This is a genomic window from Pseudomonas sp. DTU_2021_1001937_2_SI_NGA_ILE_001, assembly GCF_032463525.1.
Lineage (GTDB): Bacteria > Pseudomonadota > Gammaproteobacteria > Pseudomonadales > Pseudomonadaceae > Aquipseudomonas.
Genome location: NZ_CP135971.1, coordinates 3,107,198 through 3,125,300, shown reverse-complemented (window position 1 = coordinate 3,125,300; position 18,103 = coordinate 3,107,198). Strand labels below are relative to the sequence as shown.

The window sequence follows — 18,103 nt, the reverse complement described above, 5'->3', positions numbered from 1 at the left end:
CGCCAAATGTTGCAACCAAAGCGTACGAAGTTCCGCAAGCAAATGACCGGCCACAACCGTGGTCTGGCTCTGCGCGGTAGCAAGGTCAGCTTCGGCGAGTTCGCGCTGAAAGCTGTTTCCCGCGGTCGTCTCACCGCTCGTCAGATCGAGTCGGCACGTCGTGCCCTGACCCGTCACGTAAAACGTGGCGGCAAGATCTGGATCCGTGTGTTCCCGGACAAGCCGGTCACCAAGAAGCCTCTCGAAGTGCGGATGGGTAAAGGTAAGGGTTCGGTTGAATACTGGGTTGCTCAGATCCAGCCAGGCAAAGTCCTGTACGAGATCGAGGGTGTTTCTGAAGAGCTGGCGCGTGAGGCTTTTGCCCTGGCTGCTGCGAAGCTGCCACTCGCCACCTCCTTTGTTAAGCGGACGGTGATGTGATGAAAGCGAATGAACTTCGTGAAAAATCAGCACAGCAGCTGAACGAGCAACTGCTCGGCCTGCTGCGCGACCAGTTCAATCTGCGCATGCAGAAAGCAACTGGCCAGTTGGGGCAGTCGCACCTGCTCTCGCAAGTTAAGCGTGACATCGCTCGCGTGAAAACTGTGCTCAACCAGCAGGCAGGTAAGTGATCATGGCTGAAGCTGAAAAAACCGTCCGCACGCTGACTGGCCGTGTCGTCAGCGACAAAATGGACAAGACCATCACCGTACTGATCGAGCGTCGCGTAAAGCACCCGATCTACGGTAAATACGTTAAGCGTTCGACTAAGCTGCACGCGCATGACGAAACCAACCAGTGCCATATCGGCGACAAGGTCACCATTCGTGAGACCCGTCCGGTAGCCAAGACCAAGTCCTGGGCGCTGGTTGAAATCGTCGAACGCGCTGTGGAAGTCTAAGGGCTAGGGGTCGGAGAAATTTTATGATTCAGACTCAATCCATGCTCGATGTGGCCGATAACAGCGGCGCTCGCCGCGTTATGTGCATCAAGGTGCTGGGTGGCTCCCATCGTCGTTACGCTGGTATCGGTGACATCATCAAAGTAACCGTTAAAGAAGCCATTCCTCGCGGCAAAGTGAAGAAAGGCCAGGTGATGACTGCTGTGGTAGTCCGCACCCGTCACGGCGTTCGCCGTGCAGACGGTTCGATCATTCGCTTCGATGGTAACGCTGCTGTTCTGCTGAACAACAAGCAAGAGCCGATCGGCACCCGTATCTTCGGGCCAGTGACTCGTGAACTTCGCGGTGAGAAGTTCATGAAGATCGTCTCGCTCGCCCCTGAAGTGCTGTAAGGAGATCCGACATGCAAAAGATTCGTCGTGACGACGAGATCATCGTGATCGCCGGCAAAGACAAAGGCAAGCGCGGTAAGGTGCTGAAGGTTCTCGCTGACAACCGTGTGGTTGTCGGTGGCGTGAACCTGGTGAAGCGTCATACCAAGCCGAACCCGATGTCGGGCGTTCAGGGCGGTATCGTCGAGAAAGAAGCGCCTCTGCACGCTTCCAACGTCGCCATTTTCAACAGCGAAACCAACAAGGCTGATCGCGTTGGCTTCAAAGTAGAAGACGGCAAAAAAATTCGTGTCTTCAAGTCGACCCAAAAAGCGGTTGATGCTTGAACACTGCTAGGTAGAAGACCATGGCACGACTGAAAGAGATTTACCGGAAGGAAATCGCTCCGAAGCTTAAGGAAGAACTTAAGCTGGCGAACGTGATGGAAGTTCCGCGCGTTACCAAAATCACCCTGAACATGGGTCTGGGCGAAGCGATCGGTGACAAGAAGGTCATCGAGCACGCTGTTGCCGACCTGGAAAAGATCACTGGTCAAAAGCCAGTTGTGACTTTCGCTCGCAAGTCCATCGCGGGTTTCAAGGTTCGTGAAGGTTGGCCGATCGGCGTCAAGGTAACCCTGCGCCGCGATCGTATGTACGAATTCCTGGATCGTCTGCTGTCGATCTCCCTGCCTCGGGTTCGCGACTTCCGCGGCCTGAATGCCAAGTCCTTCGATGGTCGTGGCAACTACAGCATGGGCGTGAAAGAGCAGATCATCTTCCCGGAAATCGATTACGACAAGATCGATGCTCTGCGCGGTCTGGACATCACCCTGACCACCACTGCCAAGAACGACGAGCAAGGCCGCGCACTGCTGCGTGCTTTCAAGTTCCCGTTCCGTAACTGATTGGAGTCAGGATTATGGCCAAGAAGAGCATGAAGAACCGTGAGCTGAAGCGTCAGCTCACCGTTGCCAAGTACGCCAAGAAGCGTGCAGAGCTGAAAGCGATCATCGTGGATCTGAACGCAAGTCCAGAAGCCCGTTGGGAAGCAAGCGTAGCCCTGCAGAAGCAACCACGTGACGCCAGCGCCTCGCGCCTGCGTAACCGTTGCCGCCTGACTGGCCGTCCGCACGGCGTTTACCGCAAGTTCGGCCTCGGCCGTAACAAGCTGCGTGAAGCTGCCATGCGCGGTGACGTACCAGGTCTGGTCAAGGCCAGCTGGTAATCCCTCTCGTCTCGCAGCGTCGGCGGTGAACACCACCGGTCGCTGCGAAGCCCGAGACACGATCAAGCCCCTTTTGGGGCTTGATTCGTTTCTGGCGTACGTCTAGAATTGCCGGCTCGCCTGAGCCCGTGGTTTTTGTGCCCGGAGTTGCTCGGCGACATGCTGTAGCCGAAAGGCTAATTTTTTTTGTATCAGGAGCGTCTAGCCCATGAGTATGCAGGACCCGTTAGCGGACATGCTAACTCGTATCCGTAATGCCCAGATGGCTGAAAAGCCCGTTGTGAGCATGCCATCCTCCAAGCTGAAGGTGGCTGTAGCCAAAGTTCTGAAAGACGAAGGCTACATTGCGGGTTATCAGGTCAGCAGTGAAGTCAAACCTTCGCTGTCCATTGAGCTGAAATATTTCGAAGGCCGTCCGGTCATCGAAGAAGTCAAACGCGTCAGCCGTCCAGGCCTGCGTCAGTACAAGTCCTCCGATGATCTGCCAAAAGTACGTGGCGGCCTCGGTGTGTCTATCGTCTCCACCAACAAAGGTGTGATGACTGATCGTGCTGCACGCGCTGCCGGTGTTGGCGGCGAAGTGCTCTGCACTGTGTTCTAAGGGGGGATAAGCAATGTCTCGCGTAGCTAAGAACCCCGTTAAGCTGCCATCCGGCGTCGAAGTCAAACTCGCTGGTCAGCTGCTTTCCGTCAAGGGCGCCAAGGGCACCCTGGAACTGAATGTCCACTCGTCCGTTGAGGTCGTTGAAGAAGCTGGTGAGCTGCGTTTCGCTGCTCGCAATGGCGATCAACAGACTCGCGCAATGGCCGGTACCACCCGCGCACTGGTCAACAACATGGTCCAGGGCGTCAGCCAAGGCTTCGAGCGTAAGCTGCAGCTGGTCGGTGTTGGTTACAAGGCTCAGGTCAAAGGCACCGTCCTGAACCTGGCGCTTGGCTTCTCGCACCCAGTGGATTACGAACTGCCGAAAGGCATCACCGCTGAGACCCCTAGCCAGACCGATATCCTGATTCGTGGTATCGACAAGCAGCTGGTTGGTCAGGTGGCCGCTGAGATCCGCGACTTCCGCCGTCCTGAGCCGTACAAAGGCAAAGGTGTGCGTTACGCGGACGAAGTCGTCCGTCGTAAAGAAGCCAAGAAGAAGTAGGGCATAGCAAATGACCGTCAAAAAAGTTACCCGACTGCGTCGCGCTCGCAAAGCACGCCTGAAAATGCACGAACTCGAAGTCGTTCGTCTCTGCGTGCACCGCTCTTCGCAGCACATCTACGCCCAGGTCATTTCGGCCGACGGCAGCAAGGTCCTGGCAAGCGCCTCGACTTTGGACAAAGAACTGCGTGATGGTGCCACCGGCAACATCGACGCTGCCACTAAGGTTGGCAAGCTGGTTGCCGAGCGCGCTAAAGCCGCTGGCGTATCGCAAGTCGCTTTCGACCGTTCTGGCTTCAAGTACCACGGCCGTGTCAAAGCGCTGGCTGATGCTGCTCGTGAAGGCGGGCTGGAGTTCTAAGTTATGGCAAACAACGAGCAAAAACGCGACGAAGGCTACATCGAGAAGCTGGTTCAGGTTAACCGCGTTGCCAAGACCGTAAAAGGTGGTCGTATCTTCACTTTCACCGCGCTGACCGTGGTAGGTGATGGTAAGGGCCGTGTCGGCTTCGGCCGTGGCAAATCCCGCGAAGTGCCTGCTGCCATCCAGAAAGCGATGGAAGCTGCTCGCCGCAACATGATCCAGGTCGATCTGGACGGCACCACCCTGCAGTACGCTACCAAGTCCGCTCACGGCGCTTCGAAGGTGTACATGCAGCCTGCTTCCGAAGGTACCGGCATCATCGCCGGCGGCGCAATGCGTGCCGTCCTGGAAGTCGCTGGTGTCCAGAACGTTCTGGCCAAGTGCTATGGCTCGACCAACCCGGTAAACGTGGTTCACGCCACTTTCAAGGGTCTGAAGGCCATGCAATCTCCTGAGTCCATCGCTGCCAAGCGTGGCAAGCGCGTTGAGGAGATCGTCTGATCATGGCTACCTTAAAAGTTACGCTGATCAAGAGCGTTGCCGGCCGTCTGCCTAACCACAAACTGTGCGTTAAGGGCCTGGGTCTGCGTCGCATCGGTCACACCGTAGAAGTCCAAGATACTCCCGAGAACCGCGGGATGATCAACAAGGCTTACTACCTGCTGCGCGTCGAGGGTTAATCGATGAAACTCAATGATCTGAGTCCAGCTCCGGGTTCCCGTCCCGAGAAGCACCGTCCGGGCCGTGGTATCGGTAGCGGTCTGGGCAAGACCGGTGGCCGTGGTCACAAAGGTCAGACTTCCCGTTCCGGTGGCTCCATCGCCCCTGGTTTCGAGGGTGGTCAACAGCCTCTGCACCGTCGTCTGCCTAAGTTCGGTTTCGTATCCCTGAAAGCCATGGACCGCGCCGAAGTGCGTCTGTCCGAGCTGGCCAAGGTGGAAGGCGACGTCGTAACCGTGCAGTCCCTGAAAGATGCCAACGTGATCAACCAAAACGTTCAGCGTGTGAAAATCATGCTGTCCGGTGAAGTGACTCGCGCTGTCACCATCAAGGGTATCGCCGCCACCAAGGGTGCGCGTGCGGCTATCGAAGCAGCTGGCGGCAAGTTCGAGGAATAAATGGCTAAGCAAGGTGCTCTCTCAGCGCTCAGCAAAGGCGGACTGTCCGAGCTCTGGGCTCGACTGCGTTTTCTGTTCCTGGCGATTATCGTCTATCGGATCGGTGCGCATATCCCAGTGCCTGGTATCAATCCAGACCGGCTGGCGGAACTGTTTCGACAGAATGAGGGGACCATTCTTAGCTTGTTCAACATGTTCTCCGGTGGCGCACTGGAGCGGATGAGCATCTTTGCACTGGGGATCATGCCGTACATCTCGGCTTCGATCATCATGCAGCTGATGACCGCCGTCAGTCCGCAACTGGAGCAGTTGAAGAAGGAAGGTGAGGCTGGTCGTCGCAAGATCAGCCAATACACCCGCTATGGCACCGTAGTCCTGGCCCTGGTTCAAGCTATCGGCATGTCCGTTGGCCTGGCCGGTCAGGGCGTCGCGTTTTCTGCAGACTTCGGCTTCTACTTCGTGGCCGTCACCACCTTCGTGGCGGGGGCGATGTTCATGATGTGGCTGGGTGAGCAGATCACCGAGCGCGGTGTCGGTAACGGTATCTCGATGTTGATCTTCGCAGGTATCGTTGCTGGTCTTCCGAGGGCTATCGGGCAGTCTTTCGAGTCTGCACGCCAAGGCGATATCAACATTTTCGCGTTGGTTGCCATCGGTTTGCTGGCGGTAGCGATCATCGGTTTCGTGGTGTTCATCGAGCGTGGCCAGCGTCGTATCGCTGTGCATTACGCCAAGCGTCAGCAGGGCCGCAAGGTCTTCGCTGCGCAGACCAGCCACCTGCCGCTGAAAGTGAACATGGCTGGCGTCATTCCAGCCATTTTTGCGAGCAGCATTCTGCTGTTTCCGGCTTCGTTGGGTTCCTGGTTCGGTCAGTCCGAAGGTTTGGGCTGGTTGCAGGACATCTCGCAGTCGATCGCTCCTGGTCAGCCGTTGAACATTCTGCTGTTTAGTGCAGGGATCGTTTTCTTCTGCTTCTTCTACACGGCGTTGATGTTCAATCCGAAAGACGTAGCGGAAAACCTGAAGAAGTCCGGTGCCTTTATTCCGGGTATCCGTCCGGGCGAGCAGTCGGCACGCTACATTGATGGCGTTCTGACCCGTTTGACCATGTTCGGTGCTCTTTATATGACGGCCGTGTGCCTGCTTCCCCAGTTCCTGGTGGTGGCGGCCAACGTTCCGTTCTACCTTGGCGGGACCTCGTTGCTGATCGTGGTCGTGGTTGTGATGGACTTCATGTCGCAAGTACAATCGCACCTCGTTTCGCACCAGTATGAATCCCTGATGAAGAAAGCCAACCTGAAGGGCTACGGCGGCAGCGGCATGCTGCGCTGAGAGACCCATAAGGTTCGAGGAGTTGGTGATGAAAGTTCGTGCATCGGTGAAAAAGCTGTGCCGTAACTGCAAGATTATTCGCCGCGAAGGTGTGGTTCGAGTAATTTGCAGCGCGGAACCACGTCATAAGCAGCGCCAAGGCTGATTGTGAGCTGTGCTTAAGCCCAGCAGCTAGTGTGCTGCTGGGTTGATTATTTGTTACTACAGCGATATTATCTCGCGCCCTATTTCTTGGCTTCCGGGGCGTAGGTAGCTGTCAATTGGAGTCCCACTGAATGGCCCGTATTGCAGGCGTTAACATTCCAGATAACAAGCATACTGTTATCTCGCTGACCTACATCTACGGTGTTGGTCGCACCACTGCACAGAAAATCTGTGCGGATGCCGGTGTAAACCCGGCCGCGAAGATCAAGGATCTGAGCGACGAGCAGATCGAACAGCTGCGTGGCGAAGTCGCGAAGCTCACCACTGAAGGTGACCTGCGTCGCGAAATCAACATGAAAATCAAGCGCTTGATGGACCTGGGCTGCTACCGCGGTCTGCGTCATCGTCGTGGTCTGCCAGTACGCGGTCAGCGTACCAAGACCAACGCGCGTACTCGCAAAGGTCCGCGTAAGCCGATCCGCAAGTAATCGCTCCAGCGTTTCGACAGGAATTTAGTCATGGCAAAACCTGCTGCTCGTCCTCGTAAAAAAGTTAAAAAGACAGTGGTTGATGGCATCGCCCACATCCATGCGTCTTTTAACAACACCATCGTCACCATTACCGATCGTCAAGGTAACGCTCTGTCCTGGGCTACCTCCGGCGGTTCGGGTTTCCGTGGTTCCCGCAAGTCCACCCCGTTCGCTGCTCAGGTAGCTGCAGAGCGTGCTGGTCAGGCCGCGCTGGAATACGGTCTGAAGAACCTCGACGTGAACGTCAAGGGTCCAGGCCCAGGTCGTGAGTCCGCTGTTCGTGCTCTGAACAGCTGTGGCTATAAGATCGCCAGCATCACCGACGTGACGCCAATCCCGCACAACGGGTGCCGTCCGCCGAAGAAGCGCCGCGTGTAATCCAGGAGACTGTAAGAAATGGCTCGTTACATTGGTCCAAAATGCAAACTGGCTCGTCGTGAAGGTACTGACCTTTTCCTGAAGAGCGGTGTGCGCGCACTCGAATCCAAGTGCAACATCGAAGCAGCTCCAGGCATCCACGGCCAGCGCCGTGGCCGTCAGTCCGACTACGGCACCCAGCTGCGTGAAAAGCAAAAAGTACGTCGTATCTACGGTGTTCTCGAGCGTCAGTTCAGCGGCTACTACAAGCAAGCCGCGAGCAAGAAAGGTGCAACCGGTGAGAACCTGCTGCAACTGCTCGAATGCCGTCTGGACAACGTCGTATACCGCATGGGCTTTGGCTCGACTCGTGCCGAATCCCGTCAGCTGGTTTCGCACAAGTCGATCAGCGTCAATGGCAAGACTGTAAACATTCCTTCGTACCAGGTTCGTGCCGGCGATGTCGTCGCTGTTCGTGAAAAGGCGAAGAACCAGCTGCGTATCGTCCAGGCTCTGGAACTGTGTGCTCAACGTGGCCGCGTAGAATGGGTAGACGTAGACACTGAGAAGAAATCGGGCGTTTTCAAGAGCGTTCCGGCTCGCAGTGATCTATCCGCCGACATCAACGAAAGCCTGATTGTCGAGCTCTACTCCAAGTAAGGGCTAGAAAATAGGTGCATCCATGCAGATTTCGGTAAATGAGTTTCTGACACCCCGTCACATCGACGTTCAGGTTGTCAGTCCAACCCGCGCCAAGATCACGCTCGAGCCTCTCGAGCGTGGCTTTGGCCACACCCTGGGCAACGCGTTGCGCCGCATCCTGTTGTCCTCCATGCCCGGCTGTGCAGTAGTCGAGGCCGAGATCGACGGTGTACTCCACGAGTACAGCGCGATCGAAGGTGTACAGGAAGACGTGATCGAAATCCTGTTGAACCTCAAGGGCCTGGCTATCAAGCTGCACGGTCGAGACGAAGTTACGCTGACCTTGTCGAAAAAGGGTTCGGGGGTGGTTACCGCTGCCGATATTCAGCTGGATCATGATGTCGAGATCGTCAATCCCGATCACGTAATCGCTAACCTGGCGTCCAACGGCGTCCTGAACATGAAGCTCACCGTAGCTCGTGGTCGTGGTTATGAGCCGGCCGACTCGCGTCAAAGCGATGAAGACGAAAGCCGTAGCATCGGTCGTCTTCAGCTGGACGCTTCGTTCAGCCCGGTACGTCGCATCGCCTACGTGGTGGAAAACGCCCGTGTCGAGCAGCGTACCAACCTGGACAAGCTGGTTATTGATCTGGAAACCAACGGTACCCTGGATCCTGAAGAGGCCATCCGTCGTGCTGCAACCATCCTGCAACAGCAGCTGGCTGCATTCGTCGACCTCAAAGGTGACAGCGAGCCCGTTGTAGTCGAACAGGAAGACGAGATCGATCCGATCCTGCTCCGTCCGGTTGACGATTTGGAACTGACTGTACGTTCGGCCAACTGCCTGAAGGCGGAGAACATCTACTACATCGGCGACCTGATTCAGCGCACCGAAGTAGAGCTGTTGAAAACTCCGAACCTGGGCAAGAAGTCCCTGACCGAAATCAAGGACGTATTGGCCTCCCGTGGTCTGTCACTCGGCATGCGCCTCGACAACTGGCCGCCGGCAAGTCTTAAGAAAGACGACAAGGCCACGGCCTGATCGTCGTAATCACCGAACGCGAGTTTGGTAAGGAATGAACCATGCGTCATCGTAAAAGTGGTCGTCACCTGAGCCGCACCAGCGCGCACCGCAAGGCCATGTTTCAAAACATGGCTGTGTCGCTGTTCGAGCACGAGCTGATCAAAACTACCCTGCCTAAAGCCAAGGAACTGCGCCGCGTTGCCGAGCCGCTGATCACCCTGGCCAAGGAAGACAGCGTTGCCAACCGTCGTCTGGCTTTCGACCGTACTCGTTCGAAAGCTGCCGTAGGCAAGCTGTTCAACGATCTGGGCAAGCGCTATGCAACCCGTCAGGGCGGCTACCTGCGCATCCTGAAGTGCGGTTTCCGCGCTGGCGACAACGCCCCTATGGCGTACGTCGAGCTGGTTGATCGTCCAGTCGGTGGTGCTGTAGAAGCCGCTGAGTAAGACGTCAGTCTGATCACAAGAAACCGGGCCTAGTGCCCGGTTTTTTGTTTTCCGCTTGCCTCGTTCCAAGGTATCCATCGAGCACGTCATAGGCATTGAAGACGCCTATCAACGTTTAACACTCAATCAATTTACCCCTGTCACGAATATGGACAATACTCTTGCTCATGCCGGTTACCCGGACCTAAAAAAGCCTGAGGAAGATAACCCATGAGCCAGAACAAAACGCTTACGACCGCCAGCGGTGCACCGGTTGCTGACAATCAGAACTCTCGCTCGGCAGGCCCTCGTGGACCCTTGTTGCTGGATGATTTCCACCTGGTCGAGAAGCTCGCCCACTTCAACCGCGAGAACATCCCTGAGCGTCGTGTGCATGCCAAGGGCTCGGGTGCTCACGGGACCTTCACCGTTACCCGCGACATCACCCAGTACACCAGCGCCAAGCTGTTCGAGTCGGTCGGTAAACAGACGCCGATCTTCCTGCGTTTCTCCACTGTGGGTGGTGAGCGTGGTTCGGCAGATACCGAGCGCGATCCGCGTGGCTTCGCGGTGAAGTTCTATACCGAGGAAGGTAACTGGGACATCGTGGGCAACAATACGCCGGTCTTCTTCATTCGTGACCCGATGAAATTCCCCGATTTCATCCATACCCAGAAGCGCCTGCCGCAGAGCAACCTGAAAAGCCCGCAAATGATGTGGGACTTCTGGTCGCATTCGCCCGAAGCGCTGCATCAGGTCACCATCCTGTTCTCCGACCGAGGCATTCCGGACGGCTACCGCCACATGCACGGCTTCGGTAGCCACACCTACAGCCTCATCAATGCCGCTGGCGAGCGCCATTGGGTGAAGTGGCACTACAAGACTCGCCAAGGCATCAAGAACCTGTCGCCGGCCGATGCCGCGCGTATCGCCGGTACTGACCCGGACTACGCCCAGCGCGACCTGTTCGACGCCATCGAGCGCGGTGATTACCCGAAATGGCAGGTGTGCATCCAGATCATGACCGAGGCGCAGGCCAACAGTCATTACGAGAACCCCTTCGACGTGACCAAGACCTGGTCGCAGAAGGAGTTCCCGCTGATCGAAGTGGGCGAGCTGGAGCTCAACCGCAACCCGCTCAACTACTTCGCCGAAGTCGAGCAAGCCGCGTTCGGGCCGAGCAACATGGTGCCGGGTGTCGGTCTTTCGCCCGACCGCATGCTGCAGGGCCGCGTGTTCGCCTATGCCGATGCGCACCGCTACCGCGTAGGCACCAACCACCAGCATCTGCCGATCAACGCCGCCAAGAGTCCGGTGCATACCTACCAGCGTGACGGGGCCATGGCTTACGGTGACAACGGCGGCGCTGCGCCGAACTACGAGCCCAACAGCTACGCCGATGCGCCGAAACAGGCGCCACGCTATGCCGAGCCGGCCCTGGCCCTGAGCGGTGCTGCGGATCGTCACGACCATCGTGAAGACACCGACTACTACAGCCACGCCGGCAAGCTGTTCAACCTGATGAACGACGAGCAGAAAGCCCTGCTGATCAGCAACATCGCCGGCGCCATGAGTGGCGTCAGCAATGACGTCGTACAGCGTCAGTTGCAGCATTTCTACAAGGCTGACCCTGCCTACGGCGAAGGTATCGCCAAGGCGCTGGGTGTAACCTTGAGCTAAGTCGTAGTGAGAAACGAAACCGCCCTCATTTGGGCGGTTTTCGCTTCTGGATAACCGATTTTCACTGCTTTTTAGTGAATTATTCTTCGGTTGTCCGTGACCTTCGGCGGGGCTTGGTTCAAAATACAGCCTTTCTGTAGGGAGTATTCTGGCGATGCAAGGCCACCCGGACGTAATCGATTATCTCAACACATTGCTCACCGGCGAGTTGGCTGCCCGTGACCAGTACTTCATCCATTCGCGCATGTATGAGGACTGGGGCTTCACCAAGCTCTACGAGCGCATCAATCACGAGATGGAAGAAGAGGCGCAGCACGCCGATGCGCTGATGCGCCGTATCCTGATGCTCGAAGGCACCCCGCGCATGCGCCCTGACGACCTCGACGTCGGCACCACTGTGCCGGAGATGCTCGCCAGCGACCTGCGCCTGGAATACAAGGTGCGCGCCGCGCTGTGCAAAGGCATCGAGCTGTGCGAACAGCATGGCGACTACATCAGCCGTGACATCCTGCGCGCCCAGCTGGCCGACACCGAGGAAGACCACACCTACTGGCTGGAAAAGCAGCAGGGTCTGATCAAGTCCATCGGGCTGCAGAACTACCTGCAATCGCAACTCTGATTCACCGCAGGTGGGCTTGCAAAAAGGCCGGGCCAGACGAAGTGTCTGGCCCGGCCTTTTTTTGCCTGATGCCCGCTTGGCGGTCAGGCCCTGTCGCGTTCCAGCAACGGCTTGAGGTAGTGACCGGTGTGCGACTGCGGCAACTCGGCCACTTCTTCCGGAGTACCGGTGGCGATGATCTGGCCACCTTTCGAGCCGCCCTCGGGGCCCAGGTCGACCAGCCAGTCGGCGGTCTTGATCACGTCGAGGTTGTGCTCGATCACCACCACGGTGTTGCCGTGGTCGCGCAGCCGGTGCAGCACGTCCAGCAACTGCTGGATATCCGCGAAGTGCAGGCCGGTGGTCGGCTCGTCGAGGATGTACAGGGTCTTGCCGGTGTCACGCTTGGACAGCTCGCGGGACAGCTTGACGCGCTGCGCCTCACCGCCCGACAGTGTGGTCGCCGACTGGCCCAGCTTGATATAGGACAGGCCCACGTCCATCAGGGTCTGTAGCTTGCGCGCCAGCGCCGGCACCGCATCGAAGAACTCACGGGCATCCTCGATGGTCATTTCCAGCACCTCGTGGATGTTCTTGCCCTTGTACTTGATCTCCAGGGTTTCGCGGTTGTAGCGCTTGCTCTTGCACACGTCACAAGGCACGTAGATGTCCGGCAGGAAGTGCATCTCTACCTTGATCAGACCGTCACCCTGGCAAGCCTCGCAGCGGCCGCCCTTGACGTTGAACGAGAAGCGTCCCGGTCCATAGCCCCGCGAGCGGGATTCCGGTACGCCGGCGAAGAGTTCGCGGATCGGCGTGAACAGCCCGGTGTAGGTCGCCGGGTTGGAGCGTGGCGTGCGGCCAATCGGGCTCTGGTCGATGTCGACCACTTTGTCCAGGTGTTGCAGGCCGTTGATGCTGTCGTGCGCCGCCGCCTCCAGAGTGGTCACGCCGTTGAGTGCGGTGGCCGCCAGGGGGAACAGGGTGTTGTTGATCAACGTCGACTTGCCCGAGCCGGACACACCGGTGACGCAGGTCAGCAGGCCGATGGGGATTTCCAGGTTGACGTTGCGCAGGTTGTTGCCGCGCGCGCCCTTGACGGTCAGCGACAGCTTCTTGTTGCGCGGCGTGCGCTTGGCTGGCACTTCGATCTTCACCCGGCCAGACAGGTACTTGCCGGTCAGCGAGTCGGCATGCGCCATCACCTCGGCCGGTGAGCCCTCGGCAACGATCTGCCCACCATGCACACCGGCACCCGGACCGATGTCGACCACGTAGTCGGCCAGGCGAATCGCATCCTCGTCGTGCTCGACCACGATCACCGTATTGCCGATGTCGCGCAGGTGCTTGAGGGTCGCCAGCAGGCGGTCGTTATCGCGCTGGTGCAGGCCGATGGACGGCTCGTCGAGAATGTACATCACCCCCACCAGGCCGGCACCGATCTGGCTGGCCAGGCGGATACGCTGCGCCTCGCCGCCCGACAGGGTGTCGGCACTGCGGTCCAGGGTCAGGTAATCCAGGCCCACGTTGACCAGGAACTGCAGGCGCTCGCAGATCTCCTTGAGGATCTTGGCGGCAATCTCGCCGCGTCGACCGGTCATGGTCAGGCCGGAGAAATACTCGGCGGCGTCGCCGATCGGCAGGCTGGTCACCGCAGGCAGGGTGCGGTCGCCCACCCAGACATGGCGCGCTTCACGACGCAGGCGCGTGCCGCGGCAGTCCGGGCAGGCCTGGGTGCTGAGCAGCTTGGCCAGCTCTTCACGTACGGTGGCCGACTCGGTTTCCCGATAGCGCCGCTCCAAGTTCGGCACGATACCTTCGAACGGGTGCGCACGCTTGACGATGTCGCCGCGGTCGTTGAGGTAGCGGAATTCCACGCTGTGGGTGCCGCTGCCGTTGAGCAGGACCTTCTGGATATCGGCCTTGAGTTCTTTGAATGGAATGTCGAGGCTGAAGCCGTAGTGCTGCGCCAGCGAGCCGAGCATCTGGAAGTAATAGACGTTGCGCCGGTCCCAGCCGCGTATCGCCCCCTCGGCCAGGGTCAGCTCGGCATTGACCAGGCGCTTGACGTCGAAGTATTGCTTCACGCCCAGGCCGTCGCAGCTCGGGCAGGCGCCGGCCGGATTGTTGAAGGAGAACAGCTTGGGCTCCAGCTCGCTGATCGCGTGGCCACACACCGGGCAGGCGAAGCGCGCCGAGAAGATCATCTCTTCGCCTTCCTCGTCGTCCATGGGCGCCACCCAGGCGATACCGTCGGCCAGCTGCAGGGCGGTCTCGAAGGACTCGGCCAGGCGCTGCTGCAGGTCGGCACGCACCTTGAAGCGGTCGACCACCACGTCGATGGAGTGCTTCTTCTGTTTATCCAGCTTGGGCACTTCATCGAGTTCGTAGAGCTTGCCGTCGACCCTGGCGCGAACGAAGCCCTGGGCGCGCAGCTCTTCGAACACCGACAGGTGCTCGCCCTTGCGCTCGCGCACCACCGGGGCCAGCAGCATCAGCTTGCGGCCCTCGGGTTCGGCGAGAACCAGGTCGACCATCTGGCTGACGGTCTGCGCCTCCAGAGGAATGTCGTGGTCCGGGCAGCGTGGCTGACCGACCCGTGCATACAGCAGGCGCAGGTAGTCGTAGATCTCGGTGATGGTGCCGACGGTCGAGCGCGGGTTGTGCGAAGTGGATTTCTGCTCGATGGAAATCGCCGGCGACAGGCCTTCGATGGTGTCGACATCGGGCTTTTCCATCATCGACAGGAATTGCCGGGCATAGGCCGACAGCGACTCGACGTAGCGACGCTGGCCCTCTGCGTACAGGGTGTCGAACGCCAGCGACGACTTGCCGGAGCCGGACAGGCCGGTGATGACGATCAGCTTGTCGCGAGGAAGGGTCAGGTCGATGTTCTTCAGGTTGTGGGTACGTGCCCCACGAATCAGGATTTTGTCCACTGCGGCCTCGCTGGCGGGCATAAACGACGAAGTATACGGCTCCACGCCATTACGCGGCAAAGCGCCGCGTATGTGCCGTACCTCGTTGGGACTGGTAGAATCGCCGCCGGTTCATACGAGGTTTTTCCATGCACGATCCCCATAGCGAACGCATGAGTGGTGTCGAGACCCGCGCGGCGGGAGGCCTGGCGCTGGTGTTCGCCTTCCGCATGCTTGGCATGTTCATGGTCCTGCCGGTGTTGTCCACCTACGGCATGGACCTCGCCGGTGCCACGCCAGCGCTGATCGGCCTGGCCATCGGTGCCTACGGCCTGACCCAGGCGATCCTGCAGATTCCATTAGGCTTCATTTCCGACCGCATAGGCCGACGCCCGGTGATCTACCTCGGCTTGCTGATATTTGCCGTGGGCAGTGTGGTGGCGGCGGGGGCGCACTCCATCGAGGGCGTCATCGTTGGTCGGGTTCTGCAGGGCGCCGGGGCCATTTCCGCAGCGGTCATGGCGTTGCTGTCCGACCTCACCCGCGAGCAGCACCGTACCAAGGCCATGGCCATGATCGGCATGACCATCGGCCTGTCCTTCGCCATCGCCATGGTCATCGGCCCGGTACTGACCAGCGCCTTCGGTCTCTCCGGGCTGTTTCTGGCCACCGGCATCATGGCCCTGCTGGGCATCCTGATCGTCGCCTTCATCGTGCCCAAGGCCGCTGGACCGTTGATGCACCGCGAGTCGGGTGTCGACAAGGCCGCCTTGGGCTCGATTCTGCGCAACCCCGATCTGCTGCGCCTGGACCTGGGTATCTTCGTGCTGCATGCCATGCTCATGTCCAGCTTCGTGGCCTTGCCGCTGGCGCTGGTAGACAAGGCCGGGCTGCCCAAGGAGCAACACTGGTGGGTGTACCTCACCGCGCTGCTGATTTCCTTCTTCGCCATGGTGCCGTTCATCATCTACGGCGAGAAGAAACGACGCATGAAGCGCGTCCTGACAGGCGCTGTTACCGTGCTGATGCTCTCTGAAATATTCTTCTGGGCATTCGGCGACACGCTGCGGGCCCTGGTGACCGGCACCGTGGTATTCTTCACCGCGTTCAACCTGCTGGAGGCGTCGTTGCCGTCGCTGATCAGCAAGGTTTCGCCGGCAGGCGGCAAGGGCACGGCCATGGGGGTTTACTCCACCAGCCAGTTCCTGGGCTCGGCCACCGGCGGCATATTGGGCGGTTGGCTGTTCCAGCACGGAGGCCTGGACCTGGTATTCCTGGGCGGTGCCATGATGGCGGCCCTCTGGCTGGTGTTCGCGGTAACCATGCGCGAACCGCCCTACGTGACCAGCCTGCGCATGCCGCTGTCGCCCGAGGCGCAACGCGAAGCAGGGCTGGCTCAACGCCTGATGTCCGTACCAGGCGTGACGGACGCTGTGGTGGTTGCCGAGGAGGCAGCCATCTATATCAAACTCGATACAAAACTATTGGATCGCGCGTCGCTCGAAAGGCTGGTCAATCATCCAGCCAACCAAACGTGCGAAGCCTAGGAGAACGTTATGGCCCGTGGGGTTAACAAAGTCATATTGGTCGGTACATGCGGCCAGGATCCCGAAGTCCGTTACCTGCCTAACGGCAACGCCGTGACCAACCTGAGTCTGGCCACCAGCGAACAGTGGACCGACAAGCAGAGCGGCCAGCGTGTCGAGCGCACCGAATGGCACCGTGTCTCGCTGTTCGGCAAGGTCGCGGAAATCGCCGGCGAATACCTGCGCAAGGGTTCGCAGGTGTATATCGAAGGCAAGCTGCAGACCCGCGAATGGGAAAAGGACGGTATCAAGCGCTACACCACCGAGATCATCGTCGACATGCAAGGAACCATGCAGCTGCTCGGCGGCCGTCCGCAGCAGGGCGACAACCAGGGCGGCGGCAACTATGCCCAGTCCGCGCCACGCCCACAGCAGTCGCGCCCGGCACCCGCCCCGCAACAGCAGTCCTACGGCCAGCAGCCACAGCGCGAATCGCGCCCGGCACCACAGCAGGCTCCACAGCCAGCCGCCGACTTCGACAGCTTCGACGACGATATTCCGTTCTAGAGAGCACCTTAGCGAAAACGGTGAAACTGTTCTTGGAGAGCCCCGCACTTGCGGGGTTTTCTTCGTTTTGAGTATGTAAAAAATCGCTTCTAGATTTTACTTTGGTGCACACCATGTAAAAAAATAAATTGTGGAGGCGTCATGGACGTATCGATGCGCAGATTTTGTACCTGCTGACGGCGAGCGGTTTGTGGTGCTGTGCGATGGTTAAGGTATGCCTCTTTACTACTCGGCACGTGCTTCGTGAACGCGGTCAGGTCACTAAAGTATTGGCCCCCGCTGCGGTTCAGGAGAAAGCCTTGAACCCTTATTGGACATTCCCGGCTCAAGGTGTGTATCGGTGTAGTGACCTCTCGTGCCAAAGCCCGCCTTTATTAGGGCGATAGCTCCTTTTCTACACCGTGCATTAAGGTGCACCTTCATACCACAGTATCCTCGGAGCGACTTGCAACGCAACTGTCGCTCAGGGCTGTCCGATCCGCCGCTCCAGACGCGTTATATGGCCGACTGTTCCAACTTGAAAATTCGATGTGATTTCCGCCCAGCAGGTGTTTCCAAACCGGGCAACCGATTGCACTGAAACGACACTGGTAGGAGGTGGCCAATGACTACAAGCGGCCTCTGAATGTGTGGTAGCGTGAGCACATTCCGATAGCTTTGATATGACGGCTTGCACGCGTCAAATTGCGCGGCGTTAGAAGAAGCATGTATTCATCTTGATGTCTAAGAAACTGCGGGAGGTTGATGTTGATCGCGTTTATATTGACAGTGCTTTCTTCAGCAGCGCTTTGGATGGATGCGCACACAAATAGGTGTGAAGTTGAAAAGCGTCCATTAGGAAAGCTCTATTATATTGTTAGAGTTGTGAGTTTGGTGGTGGCTTTGGCTTTGTGGGCATTTGTTACTAAGGTTAATTTTTTTAGTTGATTTTTTGAAAAAAACAATCTTTGCATCCGTTGGGGTTGTTTCGAATGGCGACAGGCAATGATGTGCTGTTTGCTGTAGATTCATCAGCTTTTGTAAAAGCTGAAGCGGATAAAAACCGTTATCGGAATGGCTGAAAACGTTATTAAGAAGGGGGGATGAGTTAGGGAGGCTCTGAAGTAGGCATCGGGCGAAGGCCATCTGCTTCATCAGGCGGCTCAGCGGTGGAGGTCAGGCATTTTGCCAAATTTGCACGGCTTCTTCAGAGAATCCCTAAGCATACACCTTGGGAACGGCTTAGGTCGGGCAGTGCTTCTCGACTGAAGCG

25 protein-coding genes are annotated in these 18,103 nt (G+C 58.3%); 24 read left to right on the top strand and 1 reads right to left on the bottom strand.

Translation table 11 applies throughout. The features are described 5' to 3' along the window. The first annotated feature begins 6 nt into the window (after window positions 1-6). From rplP to bfr, 22 genes are all read left to right on the top strand, one after another. Entirely contained in the window at window positions 7-420 is a 414-nt protein-coding gene (gene rplP, locus RRX38_RS13345) for a 50S ribosomal protein L16 (protein ID WP_225788816.1), read from the top strand. Further along, window positions 420-611: a 50S ribosomal protein L29 gene (rpmC, locus tag RRX38_RS13340; protein WP_002555481.1), complete on the top strand. Its 192-nt coding sequence runs from the start codon at window positions 420-422 to the stop codon at window positions 609-611. Before rplP ends, rpmC begins: the two co-directional genes overlap by 1 nt. 2 nt (window positions 612-613) lie before the next feature. Further along, on the top strand, window positions 614-880 hold the full coding sequence (gene rpsQ, locus RRX38_RS13335) for a 30S ribosomal protein S17 (RefSeq protein WP_045484121.1): 267 nt from the start codon (window positions 614-616) through the stop codon (window positions 878-880). Between the two features lie 23 nt (window positions 881-903). Then, entirely contained in the window at window positions 904-1,272 is a 369-nt protein-coding gene (gene rplN / locus RRX38_RS13330) for a 50S ribosomal protein L14 (RefSeq protein WP_045484118.1), read from the top strand. 11 nt (window positions 1,273-1,283) lie between these two features. After that, on the top strand, window positions 1,284-1,598 hold the full coding sequence (gene rplX, locus RRX38_RS13325) for a 50S ribosomal protein L24 (RefSeq protein WP_295470610.1): 315 nt from the start codon (window positions 1,284-1,286) through the stop codon (window positions 1,596-1,598). Between the two features lie 20 nt (window positions 1,599-1,618). Further along, window positions 1,619-2,158 (top strand): 50S ribosomal protein L5, encoded by a 540-nt coding sequence (gene rplE, locus RRX38_RS13320; protein WP_295470612.1) that lies wholly within the window; start codon window positions 1,619-1,621, stop codon window positions 2,156-2,158. Between the two features lie 14 nt (window positions 2,159-2,172). Then, on the top strand, window positions 2,173-2,478 hold the full coding sequence (gene rpsN, locus RRX38_RS13315; RefSeq protein WP_295470614.1) for a 30S ribosomal protein S14: 306 nt from the start codon (window positions 2,173-2,175) through the stop codon (window positions 2,476-2,478). Between the two features lie 208 nt (window positions 2,479-2,686). Next, window positions 2,687-3,079: a 30S ribosomal protein S8 gene (gene rpsH, locus RRX38_RS13310; RefSeq protein ID WP_045484105.1), complete on the top strand. Its 393-nt coding sequence runs from the start codon at window positions 2,687-2,689 to the stop codon at window positions 3,077-3,079. Window positions 3,080-3,092: 13 nt separating this feature from the next. Continuing rightward, on the top strand, window positions 3,093-3,626 hold the full coding sequence (gene rplF, locus RRX38_RS13305) for a 50S ribosomal protein L6 (RefSeq protein ID WP_295470616.1): 534 nt from the start codon (window positions 3,093-3,095) through the stop codon (window positions 3,624-3,626). A gap of 10 nt (window positions 3,627-3,636) precedes the next feature. Next, window positions 3,637-3,987 carry a 50S ribosomal protein L18 gene (rplR, locus tag RRX38_RS13300; protein ID WP_002555473.1) on the top strand — a complete coding sequence of 117 codons (351 nt, stop codon included), beginning with the start codon at window positions 3,637-3,639 and terminating at the stop codon, window positions 3,985-3,987. A 3-nt stretch (window positions 3,988-3,990) separates the two neighbouring features. Next, a complete protein-coding gene (gene rpsE / locus RRX38_RS13295) occupies window positions 3,991-4,491 on the top strand; it encodes a 30S ribosomal protein S5 (RefSeq protein ID WP_295470619.1) in 501 nt (166 codons plus the stop codon). Between the two features lie 2 nt (window positions 4,492-4,493). Further along, window positions 4,494-4,670: a 50S ribosomal protein L30 gene (gene rpmD, locus RRX38_RS13290; protein ID WP_295470621.1), complete on the top strand. Its 177-nt coding sequence runs from the start codon at window positions 4,494-4,496 to the stop codon at window positions 4,668-4,670. A 3-nt stretch (window positions 4,671-4,673) separates the two neighbouring features. Then, complete coding sequence (gene rplO, locus RRX38_RS13285) at window positions 4,674-5,108, top strand: 50S ribosomal protein L15 (RefSeq protein ID WP_315959552.1); 435 nt, start codon at window positions 4,674-4,676, stop codon at window positions 5,106-5,108. Continuing rightward, window positions 5,109-6,440 carry a preprotein translocase subunit SecY gene (gene secY, locus RRX38_RS13280; RefSeq protein ID WP_295470624.1) on the top strand — a complete coding sequence of 444 codons (1,332 nt, stop codon included), beginning with the start codon at window positions 5,109-5,111 and terminating at the stop codon, window positions 6,438-6,440. It abuts the gene before it with no gap. 28 nt (window positions 6,441-6,468) lie between these two features. After that, a complete protein-coding gene (rpmJ, locus tag RRX38_RS13275; RefSeq protein ID WP_002555468.1) occupies window positions 6,469-6,585 on the top strand; it encodes a 50S ribosomal protein L36 in 117 nt (38 codons plus the stop codon). 130 nt (window positions 6,586-6,715) lie between these two features. Then, entirely contained in the window at window positions 6,716-7,072 is a 357-nt protein-coding gene (gene rpsM, locus RRX38_RS13270) for a 30S ribosomal protein S13 (protein WP_295470626.1), read from the top strand. Window positions 7,073-7,102: 30 nt separating this feature from the next. Then, window positions 7,103-7,492, top strand: a complete 390-nt coding sequence (rpsK, locus tag RRX38_RS13265; RefSeq protein WP_065759197.1) for a 30S ribosomal protein S11 — start codon at window positions 7,103-7,105, stop codon at window positions 7,490-7,492. A gap of 18 nt (window positions 7,493-7,510) precedes the next feature. Further along, the gene (gene rpsD, locus RRX38_RS13260) at window positions 7,511-8,131 is read left to right on the top strand and encodes a 30S ribosomal protein S4 (protein WP_295470634.1); all 621 of its coding nucleotides are present in this window, start codon (window positions 7,511-7,513) and stop codon (window positions 8,129-8,131) included. Window positions 8,132-8,153: 22 nt separating this feature from the next. Further along, window positions 8,154-9,155: a DNA-directed RNA polymerase subunit alpha gene (locus RRX38_RS13255; RefSeq protein WP_295470635.1), complete on the top strand. Its 1,002-nt coding sequence runs from the start codon at window positions 8,154-8,156 to the stop codon at window positions 9,153-9,155. Between the two features lie 41 nt (window positions 9,156-9,196). Continuing rightward, a complete protein-coding gene (gene rplQ, locus RRX38_RS13250) occupies window positions 9,197-9,583 on the top strand; it encodes a 50S ribosomal protein L17 (protein ID WP_295470636.1) in 387 nt (128 codons plus the stop codon). Window positions 9,584-9,793: 210 nt separating this feature from the next. After that, complete coding sequence (locus RRX38_RS13245) at window positions 9,794-11,242, top strand: catalase (protein ID WP_295470638.1); 1,449 nt, start codon at window positions 9,794-9,796, stop codon at window positions 11,240-11,242. Between the two features lie 154 nt (window positions 11,243-11,396). Beyond that, window positions 11,397-11,861 carry a bacterioferritin gene (gene bfr, locus RRX38_RS13240; RefSeq protein WP_295470639.1) on the top strand — a complete coding sequence of 155 codons (465 nt, stop codon included), beginning with the start codon at window positions 11,397-11,399 and terminating at the stop codon, window positions 11,859-11,861. An 83-nt stretch (window positions 11,862-11,944) separates the two neighbouring features. Here bfr and uvrA read toward each other — a convergent pair whose 3' ends face one another. Continuing rightward, window positions 11,945-14,779 (bottom strand): excinuclease ABC subunit UvrA, encoded by a 2,835-nt coding sequence (gene uvrA, locus RRX38_RS13235; RefSeq protein ID WP_295470640.1) that lies wholly within the window; start codon window positions 14,777-14,779, stop codon window positions 11,945-11,947. Between the two features lie 128 nt (window positions 14,780-14,907). Between uvrA and RRX38_RS13230 the strand changes: the two genes are divergently transcribed. Both RRX38_RS13230 and RRX38_RS13225 read left to right on the top strand, forming a co-directional pair. After that, window positions 14,908-16,305, top strand: a complete 1,398-nt coding sequence (locus RRX38_RS13230) for an MFS transporter (RefSeq protein WP_295470641.1) — start codon at window positions 14,908-14,910, stop codon at window positions 16,303-16,305. Between the two features lie 9 nt (window positions 16,306-16,314). Further along, entirely contained in the window at window positions 16,315-16,851 is a 537-nt protein-coding gene (locus tag RRX38_RS13225) for a single-stranded DNA-binding protein (RefSeq protein ID WP_295470642.1), read from the top strand. Window positions 16,852-18,103 lie beyond the last annotated feature (1,252 nt).